Genomic DNA, 21613 nt, shown 5'->3' on the forward strand with positions numbered 1-21613 from the left:
CCTGGAGAATAGAAATGAGCGAACTCAACACCACGGAGCGTCAAGCGACGCAAGAAACGCAAGCCACGGCCGCGGCGCCCGCGAAGCAGGATGCTGCCGCGAACGAGCCCAACACGCGCAAGCGCAAGCTTCTGCTCGCGCTGCTCGGCGTGGCCGTCGTCGTGTCGGCGGCGGCGTATGGCGCGTACTACATGACGTATGCCCGCTATCACGAAACCACTGACGACGCGTACGTCAGCGGCAACCTCGTGCAGTTGACGCCGCAAGTGACGGGCACCGTCGTCGCCGTGAACGCAGACGATACGCAGGTCGTGAAAGCGGGCGACTCTGTCGTGAAGCTCGACAACGCCGATGCGAAGGTCGCGCTCGGCAACGCCGAAGCGACGCTCGGACAGACCGTGCGGCAAGTGAGCAGCCTGTACGTGAACAACGATTTCTATGCGGCCAACGTCGCGCAGAAGCAATCCGATCTGGCGCGCGCACAGGACGATCTGCGCCGCCGCCAGGCAGTCGCCGATACGGGCGCCGTGTCGGCGGAAGACATCGCGCACGCGCGCGACACCGTAACGGCCGCGCAGGCCGCGCTCGATGCCGCGCGTCAACAGGCGGAAGCGAACCGCGCGTTGACCGACCGCACGACGATCGAGCAGCACCCGAACGTGCAGGCCGCCGCATCGAAAGTGCGCGACGCGTACCTCGCGTATGCGCGCAACACGCTGCCCGCGCCCGTCACCGGCTATGTCGCGAAGCGCTCGGTGCAGGTCGGCCAGCGCGTATCGCCGGGCACGCCGCTGATGGCGATCGTGCCGCTCGACGGCGTGTGGGTCGATGCGAACTACAAGGAAAGCCAGTTGCGCAACATGCGCATCGGTCAGCCCGTGACGCTGACGGCGGACGTGTATGGCGGCAAGGTCCAGTATCACGGCCGCGTGGTCGGCTTCTCGGCGGGCACGGGCAGCGCGTTCGCGACGCTGCCCGCGCAGAACGCGACGGGCAACTGGATCAAGGTCGTGCAACGCTTGCCCGCGCGTATCCAGCTCGACCAGAAGGAACTCGAAGCGCATCCGCTGCGTATCGGCCTTTCGATGGAAGTCGATGTCGACACGCGCGACGACGCCGGTGCGCAACTCGGCACGGCCATGAACACGACGTATCACACGGATGTGTTCGACGGATACGGCGCGCAAGCCGATGCGGAGATCGAGAAGATCATCGCGCAGAACAGCGTGCCGATGCGTGAGGGCGCGATGGCCAGCGCCGCATCGTCGCGGCCGCTTGCGAAGCGCGACGCGGGCGAGAAGGGCGACAAGCGGGGCGGCTCGGCCCAGCGCGCCGGCTAATTCGCACGCCGGGACGCGGCTCATATCCATGTCCCGGTTCGCCCAATTATCTGATCCGTCAGATAAAACCCGCTGACCGGTAGAAAATTTTGAACTTGAACTGACATGAATCCCTCGACGCAACTTTCACCGCCACCGCTCACAGGCGGAAAGCTGGTCCTCGCGACGATCGCCGTCGCGCTTGCGACGTTCATGAACGTGCTCGACTCGTCGATTGCGAACGTCGCGATTCCAACCATCTCCGGCAATCTCGGCGTGTCCGTCGACGAAGGCACGTGGGTCATCACGCTGTTCTCGGCGGCCAATGCCGTCGCGATTCCGCTGACGGGCTGGCTCACGCAGCGCGTCGGCCAGATCAAGCTGTTCGTCGCCGCGATCCTGCTGTTCGTGTTCTCGTCGTGGCTGTGCGGCGTCGCGCCGAACCTGATCGTGCTGCTCGCCGCGCGCGTGTTGCAGGGCGCGGTCGCTGGTCCGTTGATTCCGCTATCGCAGGCGATTCTGCTCGGCTCATATCCGAAAGAAAGAAGCTCGACGGCGCTGTCGCTGTGGGCAATGACGGCGACCGTCGGCCCGATTGCAGGTCCGGCGCTCGGCGGATGGATCACCGACAGCTACAGCTGGTCGTGGATCTTCTATATCAACATTCCCGTGGGCCTGTTCGCTGCCGCCGTAACGTGGATCATCTATCGCGACCGCGAATCGCCGGCACGCAAGCTGCCCATCGACAAAGTCGGCTTGTTGTCGCTGATCGCCTGGGTCGCGTCGCTGCAGATCATGCTCGACAAGGGCAAAGACCTCGACTGGTTCAACTCGCCCGTGATCTGCACGCTCGCAGTTATTGCGGCCGTCAGCTTCCTGTTCTTCCTGATCTGGGAGTTCACGGAGAAGAACCCGATCGTCGATATTCGCCTGTTCGCCGTGCGCAATTTCCGCGGCGGCACGATTGCGATCTCGGTCGCGTATGCGGTGTTCTTCTCGAACCTCGTGATCCTGCCGCAATGGATTCAGGGCTATCTCGGCTATCGTTCCGTGGATGCCGGTCTCGTGACCGCGCCGCTCGGCATCTTCGCCGTGCTGCTCGCGCCCGTGATGGCGAAGATCATGCCGAAGTCCGATGCGCGCGTGCTCGCAACGCTCGCTTTCATCGGCTTCGCAGGCGTGTTCTTCATGCGTTCGCAGTACACGACGGGCGTCGACCCGTGGACGCTGATCCTGCCGACTCTGCTGCAAGGCATTCCGATGGCGCTCTTCTTCGTGCCGCTGACGGCGATCATCCTGTCGGGCCTGCCCGCCGACAAGATTCCGGCCGCAGCCGGTCTGTCGAACTTTGTGCGCGTGTTCGCGGGCGGCGTGGGCACGTCGCTGATCACGACGGGCTGGAACAACCGGACCATCCTGCACCATGCACAACTCGCGGAGCAGTCGAGCGTGAACAACCCCGCGTACACGAACGCGATCGCGAACGTGCACTCGACGCTCGGCGGCAGCATGAATCAGGCTGTCGCGTTCTTCGAGCAGTCGATGAATGCGCAGGCCGCGATGCTCGGGCTGAACGACATCTTCTGGTTGTCGTCGATGATCTTCATCGTGATCATTCCGCTGATCTGGCTGACGCGGCCTGCCAAGGGCGGCGCTGGCGGCGCGGCGGCGGCAGGCGCGCATTGAGCGTGAACCGATTGAGCCGATCGCGAGCGCGCGTGTGAAGCACGGTCCCGTCAATGGAGCGGGGCTTTTCGCTGGAGCGCTGAGCGCGTCGGCGGAAGCGACGGTGAAGCGCTCAGCCTCGCTGCTGCGCGACGGCCTTGCGAACGGGATCGACAGCGGGCGTTGCGTCATGCGGCGTCGGTGTCGCGTCGATGTTCTTCACTTCGATGATGCCGGTGCCGCGTGTGTTGACGCTGTTCGTCGGCGCGTCCGTCGGCAGCATTAGCTCGGGTTTGTTGCACGCTCTCGCGCGCGCTTCGGGTCGCATCGCGACGGGCTGCATGTCCGCCGAGTCGTTGCCCGCGCCCGCTGCGATCTGTGCATCGCTGCATCCCCACGATTCGAGCAGCGAGCGCGCCATTCCCGTCGAGCATTGCGCGCGGCTGCGCGTGATACGCGCCGCGACCTTCATGAACGCGCTGTCGTGCAGCGCTTCGAGCCGCTCGTACGCGCGCCCGGCGTCGTCGATGTTCAGCGCGACGGCCGTGCGATACGCGTCGCGCGCTTCGTCCATCGCGGCGGGCGAGACGAGGCCGGTCTTCATCGACGGCAGACGCAGCGCGTCGCCGAGATTCACATACGCTTCCTGATAGCCGGGATTCTTTGCAATCGCGACTCGCAGTTCGTTGACGGCGGCGGCGCGATAGTCGGTGCCCGGCTGCATCGAGACGCCCGCGAGCGCCGGCATCTGCGCGAGCCCGAGCCACGCGCGCGCGAGTGCGTTGTGCGCGGGGGCGTAGTCCTTGTGCAGTTGCACGGCGCGCCTGAGCACCTCGGCGGCGTGCTGGTAGCAGCCCATGTCGGCGAGCGCGACGCCCCAGTTGTAGTACGCCCACGGACGCACCTTCTTCCACGCATGCAGCTCGCCGCTCATGTCGACGATGCGGCGCGCGTGCCGGACCGAGCCTTCGTAGTCGCGCGCGTAGGCGTCGAGCTTCGACAGCGCGAGCAGCGCCCACGCGGCATCCTCTTTCGACGCGCCCGACGCATCGCGTCCCGAGCCCGCCGCAAGCTGTTCGAAGCGCTCGCGCATGTCGTCGAACTGGCAGGGCGCGTCGCCCGCGCCACCCGCGTTGCCGTTCAAGCAGCGCTTCTGCTCCATCTGCGTCAGATACGACGCGTACAGCAGCGGGCTTTGATGCTGAAGGATCGTCATCGCGGCTTGCCGCAGCGCATGCGTGAGCGCCTGCGATTCGCTCGATGCATCGGCGTGCGCGGCTGCTCCCGACGACACGCCGTTGCCGAGCGCGACGGTGCGTCCGTCGGGATCGCGCAGCGTGAGCATCATCGCGAACGACGACGGCGTTCCGACGACCGTGCCGTACACCGACGAGTCACGCTTGAGCAGCGTGCGCGCGAATTCGATCAGCGGCCGGATCGACAGATCGGTGCCGGGCACCGTGATGTCGGGCAGCTTGAACTCGGACAGCACGTGCTCGGTATCGTTTGCGGGCGTGACGGATTCGGCTTCCTTGCGCAGATCGCTGAGCGTATCGACGAGCACATGCTGCAAGGTCTGATCGGTGTAGCCCCGGCGCTTGAAATCGTCGGAGACCGCGATCGGCTCGACGAGTGTCATCGGATCGAACCATACGCCGCACAGCGCGATGATCCGCGGTCCGAGGTAGAACGCCGCGACGAGGACGAGCGGAATCACGATGCCGAGATACAGCACGTGGCGGCACAGAAACCGTATCGCCCAGATCAACGCGGCGAGCGGATTGTCGAGAGATTTCATGGGGTCTCCTTGCATTGCGCTGCGATTGGCGCACCTGTCACAAGGCATTGAACATGCCAATTCGTCTGACGCTGGAAGAAACAGGGCCAGCCGGGAGCTAAGGCGCAGGAGTGTTGGGAGGCGGGCAACGGACCTCGGGCGGAAGTCGGATCGCAGGCATCACACGGCATTCATTTGACGGTTGCCGCCCCGGTTTCTTTCGACATTCGTATGACGATGAAAGCGCGTGCAATGTCGAATAAGGGTAAACGTAAGGACAAATCTGGTATCGTGCGCGCGGGCTCGATCAGCCTGAACACGAAAACCGCCATCGCCGGAATTTGTTCCAGCCGGTACATCCGGTGCTCTCGCGCTGGCCGGAGAGCAAGCCGCCATGCGGGTCGGCGTGCGGCCGCGCGCGTCATGAGCTGCGCCCGGCCGGGACAAATTGACGTCGGGAAGATCCGCCTCAATGTCAGGCCGATTGCCGGCCACATCAGGGTTTCTTAAGCGAAAACCGCAAAAAATCGTCTCCGGGTTCGTCCCGGTGTCAACCTTTTGGGCAAATTGCCGTTGTCCGTTTGTAAAGAGTTGAAAAAGGCGAAGTCAGGTCGGCCATAGCCCCCGGCTCGCTCCGAAATCCAACCTTATTCGATGCGGACGCAACGAGACCATTGCTGCGCATCCAGGCAACACCCGAATTCATCCATGTCTGACCAACCCCGTTTTTCGAGCCGCGCGGCCGCGCTGCTTCAACGAGCATGCGCTGCGTCCGGCAGCCGGCGGCTGCTGTCGCCCGTACTGTCGCTGGGCGTCTGCGTGCTGCTCCTGATCGTGTTCCAGCATCTGTCGCAGGCCGTCGACTATCGCTCGGTGATCCGCCACCTGCGTCATCTGACGGCGGGCGAGTGGTCGGCCGCGCTCGGCGCGACCGTGCTCAGCTATATCGCTCTCGCGGGCCGCGATGCCGTCGGGCTGCGCTACGTCGGCAAGACGGTGCCGCGCGCGGCGCTCTGGATCGGCGCGACGGCGGGCTCGGCGCTCGGCAACGTGACCGGCTTCGGCGCGCTGACGGGCGGCGCGGTGCGCGCGCGCGTCTACGCCGTCGCCGACGTGACGCCCGCACAGATCGGCCACATGACGGTCTTCACGAGCGTTTCGCTTGCGCTCGCGCTCGTCCTGATGACGGCGCTCGGCATGCTGTGCGACGCATCGACGCTCGCGCCGATGCTCCACAGCCCGACGGGCGCGCTCGCGTGGGGCGGCGCGGCGCTGCTGACGCTGCTCGGGCTCGTCACGCTCGCGTGCGGCAAGAACACGCGGCAAATCCGCACGCGCTGGCGCTGGCTCGCGTTCGATGTGCCGTCGCGCCGCGACTTCGTCGCGCAGGTCCTGCTCGCCGCACTCGACGTGGTCGCTGCCGGTCTCGCGTTGTGGGCGCTGTTGCCGGACACGGACGTGAGCTTCGTGTCGTTCATCACGATCTACGCGGCCGCGATGCTGCTCGGCCTGATCGGCCATACGCCGGGCGGCGTCGGCGTGTTCGAGGCGGCGATGGTGTTCGCGCTCGGCAGCAGCGTGCAGACGCACTATATGGTTGCCGCGCTGCTCGCCTATCGCGCGATCTATTTCGGCTTGCCGCTGATCGTGTCGGCGGGACTGCTGGCCGGCTTCGAAGGACGCGCGCTGAAGAAGCATCTGCCGCTGCATCACGCGGCCGCCGTATCGCAGCTTGCGCCGCTGTTTCTGAGCCTCGTGACATTCGTTGTCGGCGGCATGCTGGTGATCTCAAGCGCGACGCCCGCGTTCTGGCATCGCATCGCGATCCTGCGCGACTTTCTTCCGCTGTGGGTGCTCGAAGGCTCGCAGTTGCTGTGCAGCCTCGTCGGCGTGGCGTTGCTGTTCGTCGCGCGCGGTCTGTCGCGGCGTCTCGATGCGGCTTGGTGGCTCACGCTCGGCCTCGTTGTCCTGAGTCTCGCGCTGTCGCTGACGAAGGGTCTCGCGTTCGTCGAAGCGGGCGTGCTGTCCACGCTGATTGTCTTGCTGCTCGCGACGCGCTCGCGTTTCAACCGCCGCTCGTCGCTGTTTGCCGAGCCGTTCACGGCGGCCTGGCTCGTGTCGGTGATGATGGTGCTGATGCTCGCGGTGTGGGTGATGCTGTTCGCGTTCCGAGACGTGCCTTATACGCGCGACCTGTGGTGGCAATTCGCTTTCGACGATCGCGCGCCGCGCGCGCTGCGCGCGACGCTCGCGGCCAGCCTGTTCGCCGCGACGTTCTCGTTCTGGCAATTGCTGCGTCCTGCAGCGGGCCGCTTCGTGAAGCCGGCGAAGCAGGATCTCGAGGACGCGGCCCGCATCTTTCGCGCTCAGGAACGAAGCGACGCCGGTCTCGCGCTGATGGGCGACAAGAGCTTCCTGTTCTCCGAGTCGCGCCAAGCCTTTCTGATGTACGCGAAGTACGGTCGCACGTGGGCTGCGCTGCACGATCCCGTCGGCCCGCGCGACGAGTGGGCCGAGCTGATCGGCGAGTTCGTCGCGCTCGCGCATGCGCATGGCGGGCGCGCGGCGTTCTATCAGGTGCGCGCGAACGCGCTGCCGCTCTATCTCGACGCGGGTCTCACGCTGATGAAGCTCGGCGAGGAAGCGCATGTCGTGCTCGACGAATTCGACCTGAAGGGCTCGCATCGCGCGCATCTTCGCTATGCGTTGAAGCGCGGCGAGCGCGACGGCTTTACGGTCGAAGTAATCGAGCCGGCGCGTGTGCCCGAATCGATCGAGACGCTGCGCGCGATTTCCGACGTCTGGCTCGACAGCCGCGATGCGCGCGAAAAGAGCTTCTCCGTTGCTGCATTCACGGAGGACTATCTGGCTGCGCAATCGGTGATGCTCGTACGTCAGAACGGCGAGCCCGTCGCGTTCGTCACGTTCATGACGACGGACCTGAACACGGAAGCGACCGTCGGCGTGATGCGCCACGTGCCGCAAGCGTCGCCGTACGCAATGGAGTACCTGTTCACCCAGCTCGCGCTGCATCTTAAGCACGCGGGCTTCCGTTCGCTGAGCCTCGGCATGGCGCCGTTCTCCGGCATGTCGCCGACGCCGCTCGCGTCGCGCTGGCACCGGCTCGCGGGCATCGTGTGGCGCTTCGGCGGCCGCTTCTATAACTTCCGCGGACTGCGCGCTTTCAAGAGCAAATTCCAGCCTCAATGGGAGCCGCGCTATCTCGCTGCATCGGGGTCTGTCGGCGTGTTCTTCACGCTCGCGGATCTGTCATTGCTGGCAGGGGGCCGGCGTTCATGATCAAGCAAAAGTTTTACCGGCTCGCCGCATTGGCGAGCGTTTCGCTGTGCTCGCTCGCGGGCATCGTACCGTCGGCGCACGCATATGAAACCGTATCCGGCGGCCTTTATGGTCAGGTCACGGTGACGAAGCCCGCAGGCGAAGTACACGGCTTCGTCGTGCTGTTCTCGCGCGAAAGCGGCTGGAGTGCTGCGGATCAGCAGGCCGCCGACGCGCTCGCGAAGGACGGTGCAATGGTGGTCGGCGTCGATACGAAAAAGTACGCGGCGAATCTCGCTGCGAAGAAAGAGACCTGCCATCAGATCGTCGGCGATGCGGAAGCCGTTAGTCACCAGCTCGAACGCCAGGTGCAGTCGAACCGCTATTTCATGCCGATCCTCGCGGGCTCGGGCCAGGGCGCGACGCTCGCGATGGCGGTGCTGAAGCAGGCGGCGGAGAACACGGTGGCGGGCGCCGTATCGGTCGCGCCGCAGAGTAGTCTCGACAAGCGTTTCAACCCCTGCCCGCCGGACCCGACCATCACGCACGGCCCCGGCTTGCCCGGCTTCGTCGAAACGGACGCTAATGCTTCCGCCGGTACGCAGCGGATCGTCGAGCTGACGACGCCGCATCTGCGCGTCGCGCCGATGAAGGAAGAGGACGTCTCCGATCTGCCGTTGATCGAACTGCCTGCCGCGCATCCGAACGGCCTGATGGCGATCGTGATTTCAGGCGACGGCGGCTGGCGCGATCTCGACAAGACGATTGCCGAAGAGCTGCAGAAAGATGGCGTATCCGTGATCGGCTGGGACAGCCTGCGTTACTTCTGGTCCGAGCACTCGCCGCAACAGACGAGCCACGACCTCGCGCGCGTGCTGCAAACCTACACGACGCGCTGGCACGCGGACCACGTCGCGCTGATCGGCTATTCGTTCGGCGCAGACGTGATGCCGTTCGCGTACAACCGCTTGCCCGATGCGATGCGCGCGAAAGTGGCGCTGATTTCGCTGCTCGGCTTCGCGCCCGCTGCGGACTTCCAGATTCGCGTGACGGGCTGGCTCGGCATGCCCGCCAGCGACAAGGCGCTGAAAGTGAAGCCCGAGCTCGAGCGTTTGCCGCCGCGGATCGTGCAGTGCTTCTACGGCGAGCACGAAGAAGATACGCTGTGCCCGACGCTCACGAAGACGGGTATCGAAGTGATCCGCACATCGGGCGATCATCACTTCGGGCATGACTACGCGGTGCTCGAAAAACGTATTCTCGGCGCGCTGAAAAAGCAGGCTGGCGGCGTTTGAAATCGCGCTTGTTTCGGCCTTTATAGCGGATGCAGCGCGGCGACAGTGGATGAACGACAGTCGCCGCGCTTGCGATGGAACGCGCGGGTGTCTCCCGCATCTTCGATTATTGTTGCGGCTGCAATGGCCGCATCAGCTGTGCGTCTTTAGTGAAAAATCAAATACAGAATCACGAGGACGATAAGCGGCACACCTAGCAACCAACCGATCAGATAAGGCATCTCGTTTCTCCCTGTGCGACTGCCGAGACCTGGCGGTCGTCGTGACACAGCGCCTGGCAGAGATCGACGCAAGCGATATGCCACTGGATTGGATTGCGTTGCAGCATGGTGCCGTGTCTATGCTAAAGCCCTGATGCGGCTTGATTTAAGCGCTTATTCACGGCGATCACGCACGCGTGCGTTTTGCGCATTGCGTTCGCCTTGCACGGTCGGGCAATGCGGGTTTTTCCGCACTGTCGCAATCTTTTCAGGCTCTATCGGCTTTTTCATCGAGTGCGCCGCAATTCGGCGAATGCGCACTAATATGAACTTTGACCGGATTTGAATTGGCGCTTTTCGAACAGGAAATAGAAGTATGCAGCGGCGCATCGTCGGCAGGTGAATCCGAGGCTTTCAGTTGAGCCGCGACTGGTGCGTTTTACTGGTGTCCGTGCTGTATTCCTCTGAGAGATACCATGCTGAAGCGTCGAACCTTCCTGCTGGGCGGTGCGGGCGCAGTTGGCGCGCTGATCGTCGGATGGTCGGCGCTGCCGCCGCGTCAGCGGATCGTCGCATCGGCGCCCTTGCCTGTGCGGCCGGGCGAATCGGCGCTCAACGGCTACGTGAAGATCGCCAACGACGACACCGTCACCGTGATGATGTGCCGGGCCGAGATGGGACAGGGCGTGCACACGGGGCTCGCGATGCTGGTGGCCGAGGAACTCGATGCGGACTGGCGGGACATCCGCGTGGCCCATGCGCCCGTCGACGGGATCTATAACAACGTCGAAAGCGTCGTCGGCGATCTGCCGTTTCGCCCCGACGAAGACGGCGTCATCAAGGAACTCACGGTGTGGCTCGCGCGCAAGCTCACGCGCGATTTCGGCACGTCGATGACGGGCGGCTCGTCGACCATCAACGATCTCTGGCAACCGATGCGCGAGGCGGGCGCGTGCGCGCGTGCGATGCTGATTGGCGCGGCCGCCGAAATCTGGAGCGTGAAGGCGTCGGAATGCCGCGTCGAAAGGGGCAAGGTTTTGCACGGCTCGGGGCGCAGCGCATCGTTCGGGCAACTCGCCGCCGAAGCCGCGCGCCAGCCGCTGCCGCGCAAGCCCGTGCTGAAAGACCCGGATACCTTCAAGCTGATCGGCAAGCCGCTCACGCGCATCGAAGCGCCTTCGAAGATGGACGGCACCGCGCGCTTTGGCATCGATGTCCTGCCGGATGGCCTGCTGTACGCGAGCATTGCGATGTGCCCGACACCCGGCGGAACGGTGCGCAAGTTCGACGGCTCGGTGGCGGCGGCACTGCCGGGCGTGCAGCGCGTATTCGCCGTCGATGCGTACAACGGTGGCACGGGCGGCGTCGCGGTGATCGCGGACAACATGTTTGTCGCGATGAATGCGCTCGACGTGCTGTCGATCGAATGGAACGACGGCGCGACCAAAGGGTTGAACAATGTCGCCGTCGTCGAGCGTCTGTCGCAGGCGCTCGACGAGAGCGACGGCCACGCGTGGTACAGCCACGGCGACGTCGATGCCGCGCTGGGCCGCGCCGCGCACACCGTCATGGCCGAGTATCACGTGCCCTATCTCGCGCATGCGGCGCTCGAGCCTGTGAACTGCACCGCTCAAATCAAGGACGGCACGGCAACGGTATGGGCCGCGACCCAGGTGCCCGCCGTCGCGCGCATGCATGCCGCGAAGCTGCTGGGCATCGACCCCGGGCAGGTCGATTTGCAGCAGCAACTGATAGGCGGCGCGTTCGGACGCAGGCTCGAGGTTGACTTCATCGTGCAGGCGGTGGCGATTGCGCGCGAAGCCAACGGACGCCCTGTGCAAACGCTCTGGACGCGTCCGCAGGACATGCGCCACGACTTCTATCGGCCGGCCTGCCTGTCGCGCTTCAAGGCGGGACTCGATGCGCAGGGCCAACTGATCGCCTGGCACAACGCGTCGGTCAGCCAATCGATCGTCATGACGTGGATGGCGCGCAATTACCACATCCCCGACATCGGCCTCAATCTGGACAAGACCGTTTCCGAAGGCGCGTTCGATCAGCCTTATGAAATGCCGAACGTGTGGATCGGGCAACGCACGATCGATTTGCCGATGCCCGTCGGCTTCTGGCGCTCGGTCGGGCATTCGCATCAGGCGTTCTTCATCGAGAGCTTTATCGACGAACTGGCCGCCGCCGCGCACAAAGACCCTGTCGCGTTTCGCGCAAGTCTCCTGGCGCGGCATCCGCGGCATCTGGCCGTTCTGCAGAAAGTGGCGAGCATGTCCGGGTGGCATGCGCCCCTCGTATGGTCCGACAACGGTATCCGGCACGCGCGCGGCGTCGCGCTGCATGAAGCATTCGGCAGCGTGGTGGCGCAGGTCGTCGATGTATCGATGGAAGCGGGTAATGCGTTGAAGGTGAACCGCGTGTTTTGTGCGATCGATTGCGGCTTGCCTGTCAATCCGAATCTGATCAGGCAGCAGGTGGAAGGCGCGATCGTGTTCGGCCTTTCCGCTGCGCTCAAGGAAGAAATCACGCTCGACGACGGCGCAGTTGTCGAGAGCCTCTACAGCGAATTCGATGTCGTGCGCATGGACGAATGCCCTGACATCTGCGTCGAGATCATGCCGTCCAAAGGGCATCCGCAAGGCGTCGGAGAAGTCGCGCTGCCGCCCATCGCGCCCGCTGTCGCGAATGCGCTATTCGCGCTGACGGGCATGCGCTTTCGCACGTTGCCGTTCAAAGTGAAGCTGTACTCCGGGAGTGCAACATGCTCAAGCTGAATATCAACGGCAAGACGGTCGACGTGTATTCCGATCCCACGACGCCACTGCTCTGGGTCTTGCGCTGCGAGCTGAAGATGACCGGCACGAAATTCGGATGCGGTGTTGGCGTGTGCGGCGCGTGTACCGTACTCGTCGGCAAGGAAGCAAAGACCTCCTGCCAGGAAAAGCTCTCCGATATCGGCGCCAATGACGTGACGACAATTGAAGGATTGCACGGACTGCAAGCGCGTGCGCTGAAAGAAGCGTGGACGCGTATCGACGTCGTGCAATGCGGCTATTGCCAGAGCGCGCAACTGATGGCCGCGAGCGCGCTGATCCTCAACAATCCGCATCCGGGCATGAACGATATCGACTGCGCGATGCACGGCATCATTTGCCGTTGCGGCACTTATCCGCGCATCAGGCAGGCGATTCTCGAAGCAACGGGCCAAGTCAGGAGCAACGCCAGTCCGTGTGAGAAGGGCTGAAAGAAGGGCTAATACCCCTTGTTGTAAAGCGTCAGATGGTTGCTTACCGACGTCACGCCCTGCACGCCCTTCGTCACGTCCGCAGCCTGCTGGATCTGCGGACCATCGGGCACGCTGCCCGATAACGTGACCACTCCGTCGCGTGCCTTCACGTACACATTCGACACATTGAAATTGGGCGCTTTCGCTAACGCCTTGCGTACATCGCGAGCCAGCTTCTTGTCCGCCGACGTCGCGTTGCCCGAATGCGCAGCCGGACTCGACGCCATCGACATGCTATCGCTGGCCTGCGCGTAGACGTTCGGCATCGACGTCACGCATCCCACGGCGACAAGCAGCTTCACGACATTGCGCGCTTTCATGATTGCCCTCTATTTGGCTTGGCAGATCGTGAGTCAAAGATAGTCAACATTCCGCTTCGGATAAAGCCGTTCATACGAATAAGGGGAAACCCGCAGCTATTGATTATCACCAATGGAGATATCGCGTATTCGCGCTATCGCGTTGCTCGATAAAAGCATGGCCTGCACACTTTGACGCAAATCAAGACGCTGATCAGGAGACACATATGCGTACGCAAGTCGGCATCATCGGCGCGGGTCCTGCTGGACTGCTTCTCTCTCATCTTCTCCATTTGCAGGGCATCGATTCCGTCGTGCTCGAATCGCGCAGCCGCGAGCAGATCGAATCGACGATACGCGCGGGCGTGCTCGAACAGGGCACGGTGGATCTGCTCACGGAAACGGGCGTCGGCGAGCGCATGAAAGCGGAGGGCGCGCTGCATCATGGCTTCGAACTCGCGTTCGAAGGCAAGCGCCGGCGCCTCGATCTCACTGGACTGACGGGCAAATCCATTACCGTTTACGCGCAGCACGAAGTGATCAAGGATCTGGTTGCCGCGCGCATCGCCGCGCAAGGAGCACTGCATTTCGAAGTGTCGGACGTATCGCTGCATGACGTCGAAAGCAGTAAGCCAGGCATTCGCTACCGGCATCAGGGTGAAGCCCGCGAACTGCATTGCGATTTCATCATTGGATGCGACGGCGCGCAGGGCGTTTCCCGCAATGCGATTCCCGAAGCGCTGCGCCGCGATTATCAGCGCGTTTATCCGTTTGCGTGGTTTGGCATTCTCGTCGAAGCGCCGCCGACGTCGGATGAGCTGATCTACGCGCGCCATGAACGCGGCTTCGCGCTCGTCAGCACGCGGTCGCACGACGTGCAGCGCATGTACTTTCAATGCGATCCGGAAGACAGCGTCGACCACTGGTCCGACGATCGCATCTGGGCCGAAATGCACGCACGCGTCGATTCGGACGAGGGGCACAAGGTAATCGAAGGCAAGATCTTCCGGAAGAACATAATCGGCATGCGCAGCTTCGTCTCGACGACGATGCAGCACGGCCGGCTGTTCCTTGCCGGCGACGCGGCGCACATCGTGCCGCCGACGGGCGCGAAGGGTCTCAATCTCGCCGTCTCCGACGTGCGCGTGTTGTCGGAAGCATTGCGCGGGTTCTACAAGAACGACCGCATCGATCTGCTGGACCGCTACAGTGAAACGGCGCTTAAGCGCATCTGGCGCGCCGAGCATTTCTCGTACTGGATGACGCGCATGATGCACCGCCTCGACGATGCATCTCCGTTCGAGCAACAGTTGCAGGTCGCGGAACTGGAGTACGTGACGACATCGCGCAGTGCCGCGATGTCGATGGCCGAGAACTATGTCGGCACCGCACCCGTATAAGCGGCGCGGGTTGAGCGAGAACTTTCAGCCTTCTGTGTCGATGCCCAACGCCTCGACGGCCTTGCGCTGATAACCGCCCGTCGCAAGCAGCAGGCTGCGCGAATACTCGTTGTCGACCTGCTGCGCGCGAATTCGCCCGATATCGAGTTCTTCGACGATTTCGCCGTTGCGCATGATGGCGACGCGCGAACACAGAAAACCCACGACAGCGAGATTGTGGCTCACGAGAATCATCGTCAGATGGCGCTCGCGATGCAGCCGCTTGAGCAGATTCAATATCTCCGCTTGCACGGAGACGTCGAGCGCCGACGTCGGTTCGTCGAGCAGCAGCACACGCGGCTCGACGATCAGCGCGCGCGCAATCGCCACACGCTGCCGTTGGCCGCCCGATAGCTGATGCGGATAGCGAAAGCGAAACGACGCATTCAGTCCCACTTCGCGCAGTGCATTGACGATACGTTCTTCATGCTGACCGATTCCGTTGATCCGCAACGGCTCGCGCAGTGTCTGGTCCACGGTGAAGCGCGGATGCAGCGAGCCGTACGGGTCCTGAAACACCATCTGCACGTTGCGCTTTTGCGCGTGTTCGCCTTGCTGCGCGATACGCACGGTGCCTTGCGCGATGGGCGAAAGTCCGCTCAAAGCACGAAGAATAGTCGACTTGCCTGAGCCCGATTCGCCGACCAGCCCGAACACTTCGCCGCGCGCGACGTGAAAGCTCGCGTTGCGCACGGCGTCGAGGGTGCCTGCCGTCGTTTTGAAGCGCACTGTCAATGCATCGACGTCGATCATGCGGACGCTCCTTGCGCATCGTCGAGCCATGCGGGATCACGCGACAGAACGGGCAGTTCGGCGGGCGGATCGGCAAGCGGCGGATTGGCGGCAAGGAGGCCGCGCGTGTACGGGTGTTGCGCGTGCACGAGATCGCGCGCCGCACACGTTTCGACGACACGCCCCGCATACATCACGACGACGCGATCGCAGAACGACATCACGAGCGGCAGATCATGGCTGATAAAGATGAGGCCAGTATCATGTTTCGCAATCATCTCGTCGAGCACGGCGAGCACCTGCATCGATACCAGCACGTCGAGCGCGCTGGTCGGCTCGTCGGCGATCAACAGGCGCGGTCCCGTCGACACCATCATCGCGATCATCACGCGTTGCCCCATGCCGCCCGAAAGCTCATGCGGATACGAGTCCGCGACGCGCTCGGGATTGCGGATATGCACCGCTTCGAGCGCCGCGATGATTTTTTCGCGCATCGCGCGGCGGCCGAGCTTCGGGTCGTGCAGCGCGAACGCCTCGCGCATCTGCTGCGCGACGGTCATCACCGGGTTCAGCGAGTACTTCGGGTCTTGCAGGATCATGCCCATTTGCTGACCGCACAGCTGGCGGCGCCTGTCGGCGCGCATGGTCAGCAGATCGTGCCCGTCGAAGCGCAGCGTCTTCGCCGTGCAGTGCGCGGCAGGCGGCAACAGGCCGGGCAGCGCACGGCCCGTCAGCGATTTGCCCGAACCCGATTCGCCGACGATGCCCAGGCGCTCGCCCTTATGCAGGGTCAGCGAGAGTCCGCGCACCGCCTCGTTCAGCTTGCCGTCGTGCGTGCGAAACGCGATGCGCAGATCGTCGATCTCGCACAGCGGAGAGGACGTTTCGTTCGTGCGCATGTCAGTCTCCATGACGCGGATCGAACACGTCGCGCAGCCCGTCGCCGAGCAGATTGAATGCGAGGCTCACGAGCAGGATCGCAAAGCCCGGTATCGTCGCGACCCACCATGCGTCGAGCAGCACGTTGCGGCCCGACGCGACCATGAAGCCCCATTCGGGACTGGGCGGTTGTGCGCCGAGCCCCAGAAAGCCTAGGCCCGCGACGGTCAGAATGATGCCCGCCATGTCGAGCGTCGCGCGCACGATCACCGACGACGAACACAGCGGCACGATATAGCGCAGCAGAATGCGCAGATTCGATGCGCCTTGCAGGCGCGCCACGTGAATGAAGTCCGCTTGCACGAGCCTCAGCGTTTCGGCGCGCGCGAGACGCGCGTAGGCGGGCCACGCGGTAATCGAGATTGCGATCACCGCGTTGAACACGCCCGGGCCCAATGCAGCGGCGAAGGCGAGCGCGAGCACGATCTTCGGGAACGCGAGCGCAATATCCGTCACACGCATCAGCACGTTATCGACCCAGCCGCCGAAAAAGCCCGCCGTCGTGCCGATCATCAAGCCGATCGGCACGACGACCACGACGACGAGAATCGCAATCGACAGCGTGAGCCGCGAGCCATAGATCACGCGCGAGAGGATGTCGCGGCCGAGCTGATCGGTGCCGAGCCAGTGAGAAGCCGAACCGGGCGGCAGCAGGCGATCCGACAAGACCTGCGTGAGGGGATCATGCGGCGCGATCCACGGTCCGATGATCGCGACGATCACGAGCAGCGCGAGGATCGACAGGCCGAATACCGACAGCGGATTGCCCGCGAAGCGCCGCCATCGCCGATACGCGAGACCGAGCGCCGCCTGTCTGCGCGAAGCGGGCGTGTCGGTCAGCAGCCATGCTCTGAGCGTCGGGCGAGGTGCGTTCATCGGCCAGTCCTGCTTCGAGCGGTCAACAGTGGGACGCACGTAGAAGTTCTCCGTTGCATCAGCGGGCGCGCGGATCGAACACGCGATAAAGCGCGTCCGTCAGCAGGTTCAACGCAATGAATGTGATGCCGATCACGAGCGTGCTGCCGAGCACGGCATTCATGTCGGCGTTGAGCAGCGCGCCCGTCAGATACGAGCCGATGCCCGGCCAAGCGAATACGATTTCGGTCAGCACCGAGCCTTCGAGCAGGAAGCTGTATGACAGCGCGATCACTGTCAGCAGCGGCACCGCGATGTTGCCGAATGCATGCACCCACACCACGCGACGCTCGGATAAACCTTTCGCGCGCGCCGTCGTGATGTATTCCTGGTTCAACTGGTCGAGCATGAACGAGCGCGTCATCCGGCTCAGATAGGCGACCGAGTAGTAGCCCAGGATCGCAGCGGGCAATGCGATGTGCGACAGCGCATTGAAGAACACATCCCATTCGCCCGCGATCAGCGAATCGATCAGCAGGCTGCCCGTGCGTGTGTCGACCATGCCGTCGAACACAGGATCGATTCGTCCCGGTCCCGACACCCAATGCAGCTTCGCATAGAACAGCAGCAGCCCCATCAGGCCGAGCCAGAACACGGGCACGGAGCTGCCGATCAGGCCGATGAAACGCGCGACGTGATCGATCCATCGATTGTGCCGCGTGGCGGCTATCACGCCGAGCGGCACGCCGGCCAGCACGCCGATGATCGTCGACAGCGTCGCGAGCTCCAGCGTCGCGGGAAACACGCGCTTGATGTCGTCGATCACCGGGTTCGCCGTCAGCAGCGATACGCCCAGATCGCCGTGCAGCACCGCGCGCACATAGATGAAGAACTGCTCGGCGAGCGGCTTGTCCAGCCCGAGCTGGATGCGCGCTGCCGCATAGGCGCTTGCCGACGCGCGGTCGCCGAGTATCGCGAGCACGGGGTCGATGGGCACCTTGCGGCCGATCACGAAGGTCACGGCAAGCAGGCCCGTGAACGTAATGGCGAGCGTGAGCGCCCAGCGAAGCACGCGCAGCGTCCAGCGCACGCTTGCGCTGCGCGCGGACGCTGCGCGAATGCGATCGATCGGAGTGAGCGTAGTCGACATGTATATGAAGTGTCGCGTGCGCTTACTGCTTCTTCACATGCAGATACGACACGAGGTCGTTGATCGGACCGACTTCGAGACCCGAAACACCCGGACGCATCGCAACCTGCGACACCTGCTGGAACATGATGACGAACGGCGATTTCGCGAGCATTTCCTTCTGCATCGTTTGATAGAGCTGCGCACGCTTCGTCGTCGACGATTCGGCGAGCGCGGCATTGGTCTCTTTCGTCAGATCGGGAATGTCCCACGAATTGCGCCACGCGAGCATCTTGTACGAGGACCTGTCGGAGTTGTCCGGGTTCCACGCATAGCCTTGCGCATTGCTGTGCGGGTCGATGTAATCCGCCGACCATTCGCCGATATAGATATCGTGCTGGCGCGCGCGATACTTCGCGAGCGTCTGCTTGTTGTCGCCCGGAATGATCTCGACCTTGATGCCGCCTTGCGCGAGATTCGCCTGCACTGCTTGTGCGATTTCGTTGTACGGGTAAGCGCTGCGCACATCCATCGTCACGTTGAAGCCGTTCGGCAAGCCCGCTTTGGCGAGCAGCGACTTCGCCTTCGCGACGTCCTGATGATACGGATTGGTATTCAACGCGCCGAGGAAGCCTTCGGGCAGGAACGTCTGGTGAACCTTGAACGTGCTCTTCGTCACGTTCTTCTGAATGCCGTCGTAGTCGATTAGCCACTTCATCGCTTCCTGAACTTCCGGCTTCGCGAGGTTCGGGTTCTTCACATTGAGGCCGAGATAGAGCAGCGTCGCTTGCGGCACCGACATCACCTGCACCTTGTTCGCTTTCGTGAGCGTGGCGAGATCATCGGGGCTCAGATTGCGCGCGACATCCGCGTCGCCGTTTTCGAGCAGCAGGCGCTGGCTCGACGCTTCGGGCACGTGGCGCATCACGATCCGCTTCATCGCGAGCGGCACGCGGTAGCCGTCGTATTTCTGCAGGATGATGCTGTCGTTCGCCGTCCATTTGACGAGCTTGTACGCGCCGGAGCCCGCTTCGTTCGTGCGCAGCCATTCGTTGCCGAAGTCGTTACCCTTCTGATGCGACATCAACAGCTTCTTGTCGACGACCGACGCGGGCCAGGCGCCCAGCACGTTCAGCACGAATGTGGGCGCGTATTTCTGGTCGGTCGTGATGCTGACTGTGGAGTCGTCGATCTTCTTGACGTTTTGCAGTGCGTTGTCTTTCGTCAGGCCAATGCCTTGCAGCACGGCGGCCGCGCCCTTGTCGAGCAGCACGCATCGCTGGATCGACCACGCGACGTCGTCGGCCGTCAGCGTATTACCCGAGTGGAACTTGAGGCCGGAGCGAATCTTGAACGTGAACGTGAGGCCGTCGGGGCTGACCGTCCACGATTGCGCGACGTCGCCGTTGAATTTCGACGGGTCTTTCAGATCGACGCGCACCAGACGGTCATACGTATTCGCGACGTATTCCTCGGGCACCAGCTCGTAGACTTCGCCCGGATCGAGCGTCGAGAATTCGTCGAGCGTGGTGGCGATCACCAGCATGTCTTTCGGTGTCGCCGCAAATGCGGTGCTTGTTGTCGTCGTCGTAAGCGTCAGCGCGGATACGACCGCGACTGCCGCCAGCGCATTGCGCAAAACCAGATTCATACTCGCTCCGTATCGATAGGAAAGTGCGGTGAAAAATCTGCAAATAGACCTTTGTGATTACATCAATTTCAAAGGGCCGCTTTCGCTGTTGTCGATCACAGGCAGCGCGCGCGAACCCGGCAATTCGTAATGCCACCACTCGCTCGGGATATGCGTGAAACCGGCCGCGTGCATGATGCCGAGCAACAGCAGCCGATTGCGCTGTACGTGCTGTGGCAGGCCCTGATGGAAATGCTCTGACTCCTTGACCATCGCGTCGAAGCCCGTGCCCATGTCGAGCGGCTCGCCGTTGCTGTCGATCAAGGTCAGATCGAGCGCGGTCCCGCGGCTATGGTTCGAGCCGCGCCCAAGCTCGGCGATATAGGTCGGATCGGGAAGGAAGTCCCACAGTACCTGCTGCGCTTGCGGCGGACGATACGCATCGAAAATGCGCAGCTTCATGCCGATGCTCGCGGCGAGTTCGACGGCCTTGCGCAAGCCTGCTTCGGCGGGCGTGAGCAACAGGCAGTGTGCTTCCTTATAGATCGCCTTGCCGGTGAAATTGCGGTCGGTCGCATAGACGAGGTCGATGTCGACGCCATGCGTTTCCTGCGTGATATGAATCAGTTGAGGTTTGTCGGTCATGAGAGTCAAAGGTCGAATTGATCGAGTTCGCGCTGCAACTCGCGGTTGCGCGCGACGCGTTCGTCGATGGCGGGACCCAGCCGTTCGACGATCGACGTAATCAGCAGATTGAAGAGGCAGGTGAGCGGCGCAAGCGAATCCCAGAACTGGCCGACATCGGTTTTCACCTGCAGCAGATCGCAAGCAAAGTCGCGCGCCCACGGACAATAGAGATCGGTGACGAGCGCAAACGGCAATTCGCGTCGCGCGGCCGCTTCGCAATAGCGGCGTGCGATGCGCGAATAGGCGCGCGTGTCGGTGACGATGAGATAAGGCGATGCGAACTCCGAATTCAGCGAATCGACGTACGAGCCCGACATGCCGTCGGAATAGAACACGCGCGGCCGCAGATATTCGAGGTAGCTGTAGAACGCGTTCGCAATGCCGCGCGTCGACTGAATGCCGAGAATAAAGATGGCATCGGCCGTGGCGACGCGCTGCGCGACGCGCGCGAACGTTTCGCCTTGTGCGAGCTGGTACACGTAGCCGATCGCATCGACTTCGAGATCGAGCGAACGGGCGAGAACGGTGTCGCGCGCGGCGTCGCCGTTGGCATTGTTGTTTGCGTTCTCGTCGTGGCGCTCGCTGCGCCACGCGTCGAGCCGGTCGGTGATGAACCACGGCCGCGCTTGTGCGCCGCGCAATTCGCGCTTCAAATCGTCGAGATTGCGATAGCCCACGCTGCGCAGAAAGCGCCCGACCGAAATGCCGCTCGTGCCCGTCTGCTGCGCGATCTGGTCCGCCGTCTCCAGTCCGAGGCGCTCCAGGTTCGCAAGCATATAACTGGCGATGCGCTTGGCCGTGGGCGTGAGCGTCGCGAAACTCGCTTCGACTGTCTGGGCGAACGAGATGGACATCGAGTCGTCTTTCGGGTCTTGTTCTGCGTCTTGTTGGTTAGTTATCTGTCATTGCTCGGCGAGCTGGTATGTATATGACAAGGACAATAAAGCGAGTGCTAACTTAAATTTTTAATCGGATTTAAAGAGCCAATAGAAAAAAATGCGCCGAGCATCGAATGTCATTCTTCTGTCATACGTTTTTCGTTGATCGAATTGGAGGTGCCGTGTGCAGCGCGA

General features: G+C 63.0%; 17 protein-coding genes. 7 read left to right on the forward strand and 10 right to left on the reverse strand.

All coding sequences use genetic code 11. The features are described 5' to 3' along the window. Positions 1 to 14: 14 nt before the first annotated feature. Positions 15 to 1340 carry an HlyD family secretion protein gene (locus tag GCT13_RS01605; RefSeq protein WP_152755008.1) on the forward strand — a complete coding sequence of 442 codons (1326 nt, stop codon included), beginning with the start codon at positions 15 to 17 and terminating at the stop codon, positions 1338 to 1340. Positions 1341 to 1445: 105 nt separating this feature from the next. Continuing rightward, entirely contained in the window at positions 1446 to 3005 is a 1560-nt protein-coding gene (locus GCT13_RS01610; protein ID WP_152755009.1) for a DHA2 family efflux MFS transporter permease subunit, read from the forward strand. Positions 3006 to 3117: 112 nt separating this feature from the next. On the opposite strand, the gene GCT13_RS01615 is transcribed toward GCT13_RS01610, so the two are convergent. Then, entirely contained in the window at positions 3118 to 4782 is a 1665-nt protein-coding gene (locus GCT13_RS01615) for a tetratricopeptide repeat protein (RefSeq protein WP_152755010.1), read from the reverse strand. Between the two features lie 170 nt (positions 4783 to 4952). Beyond that, a complete protein-coding gene (locus tag GCT13_RS01620; protein ID WP_152755011.1) occupies positions 4953 to 5258 on the reverse strand; it encodes a hypothetical protein in 306 nt (101 codons plus the stop codon). Positions 5259 to 5469: 211 nt separating this feature from the next. On the opposite strand from GCT13_RS01620, the gene mprF reads away from it, so the two are divergent. The 4 genes from mprF to GCT13_RS01640 all read left to right on the forward strand — a co-directional run bounded on the left by mprF (position 5470) and on the right by GCT13_RS01640 (position 12788). Then, positions 5470 to 8061, forward strand: a complete 2592-nt coding sequence (mprF, locus tag GCT13_RS01625) for a bifunctional lysylphosphatidylglycerol flippase/synthetase MprF (protein ID WP_152755012.1) — start codon at positions 5470 to 5472, stop codon at positions 8059 to 8061. Then, positions 8058 to 9335: a virulence factor family protein gene (locus GCT13_RS01630; RefSeq protein ID WP_152755013.1), complete on the forward strand. Its 1278-nt coding sequence runs from the start codon at positions 8058 to 8060 to the stop codon at positions 9333 to 9335. The genes mprF and GCT13_RS01630 overlap by 4 nt, the downstream gene beginning before the upstream one ends. Before the next feature lie 676 nt (positions 9336 to 10011). Then, positions 10012 to 12318, forward strand: a complete 2307-nt coding sequence (locus GCT13_RS01635) for a xanthine dehydrogenase family protein molybdopterin-binding subunit (protein WP_152755014.1) — start codon at positions 10012 to 10014, stop codon at positions 12316 to 12318. Beyond that, entirely contained in the window at positions 12306 to 12788 is a 483-nt protein-coding gene (locus GCT13_RS01640) for a (2Fe-2S)-binding protein (RefSeq protein ID WP_152755015.1), read from the forward strand. Before GCT13_RS01635 ends, GCT13_RS01640 begins: the two co-directional genes overlap by 13 nt. Before the next feature lie 8 nt (positions 12789 to 12796). Here the strand turns inward: GCT13_RS01640 and GCT13_RS01645 are convergent, their stop codons facing one another. Continuing rightward, positions 12797 to 13150 carry a BON domain-containing protein gene (locus GCT13_RS01645; RefSeq protein WP_152755016.1) on the reverse strand — a complete coding sequence of 118 codons (354 nt, stop codon included), beginning with the start codon at positions 13148 to 13150 and terminating at the stop codon, positions 12797 to 12799. A gap of 206 nt (positions 13151 to 13356) precedes the next feature. On the opposite strand from GCT13_RS01645, the gene GCT13_RS01650 reads away from it, so the two are divergent. Continuing rightward, positions 13357 to 14529: a 4-hydroxybenzoate 3-monooxygenase gene (locus GCT13_RS01650; RefSeq protein WP_152755017.1), complete on the forward strand. Its 1173-nt coding sequence runs from the start codon at positions 13357 to 13359 to the stop codon at positions 14527 to 14529. Positions 14530 to 14553: 24 nt separating this feature from the next. Here the strand turns inward: GCT13_RS01650 and GCT13_RS01655 are convergent, their stop codons facing one another. From GCT13_RS01655 to sapR, 7 genes are read right to left on the reverse strand one after another with little or no spacing between them, the layout of a single operon-like run. Then, positions 14554 to 15321, reverse strand: coding sequence for an ABC transporter ATP-binding protein (locus tag GCT13_RS01655; RefSeq protein WP_152755018.1), 768 nt, complete (start codon positions 15319 to 15321; stop codon positions 14554 to 14556). Beyond that, positions 15318 to 16199, reverse strand: a complete 882-nt coding sequence (locus GCT13_RS01660; protein WP_152755019.1) for an ABC transporter ATP-binding protein — start codon at positions 16197 to 16199, stop codon at positions 15318 to 15320. Before GCT13_RS01660 ends, GCT13_RS01655 begins: the two co-directional genes overlap by 4 nt. Before the next feature lies 1 nt (position 16200). Further along, positions 16201 to 17115: a nickel transporter permease gene (gene nikC / locus GCT13_RS01665; protein ID WP_152755020.1), complete on the reverse strand. Its 915-nt coding sequence runs from the start codon at positions 17113 to 17115 to the stop codon at positions 16201 to 16203. Between the two features lie 58 nt (positions 17116 to 17173). Beyond that, complete coding sequence (locus tag GCT13_RS01670; protein ID WP_152755021.1) at positions 17174 to 18244, reverse strand: ABC transporter permease; 1071 nt, start codon at positions 18242 to 18244, stop codon at positions 17174 to 17176. 22 nt (positions 18245 to 18266) lie between these two features. Next, a complete protein-coding gene (locus GCT13_RS01675; protein ID WP_152755022.1) occupies positions 18267 to 19874 on the reverse strand; it encodes an ABC transporter substrate-binding protein in 1608 nt (535 codons plus the stop codon). Positions 19875 to 19931: 57 nt separating this feature from the next. After that, on the reverse strand, positions 19932 to 20498 hold the full coding sequence (gene ddpX, locus GCT13_RS01680; protein WP_152755023.1) for a D-alanyl-D-alanine dipeptidase: 567 nt from the start codon (positions 20496 to 20498) through the stop codon (positions 19932 to 19934). 5 nt (positions 20499 to 20503) lie between these two features. Further along, a complete protein-coding gene (gene sapR, locus GCT13_RS01685) occupies positions 20504 to 21394 on the reverse strand; it encodes a sap1 transcriptional regulator SapR (RefSeq protein WP_152755024.1) in 891 nt (296 codons plus the stop codon). Between the last annotated feature and the right edge of the window lie 219 nt (positions 21395 to 21613).

The sequence above is a fragment of the Paraburkholderia franconis genome (genome assembly GCF_009362735.1).
Taxonomy (GTDB): Bacteria; Pseudomonadota; Gammaproteobacteria; order Burkholderiales; family Burkholderiaceae; genus Paraburkholderia; species Paraburkholderia franconis.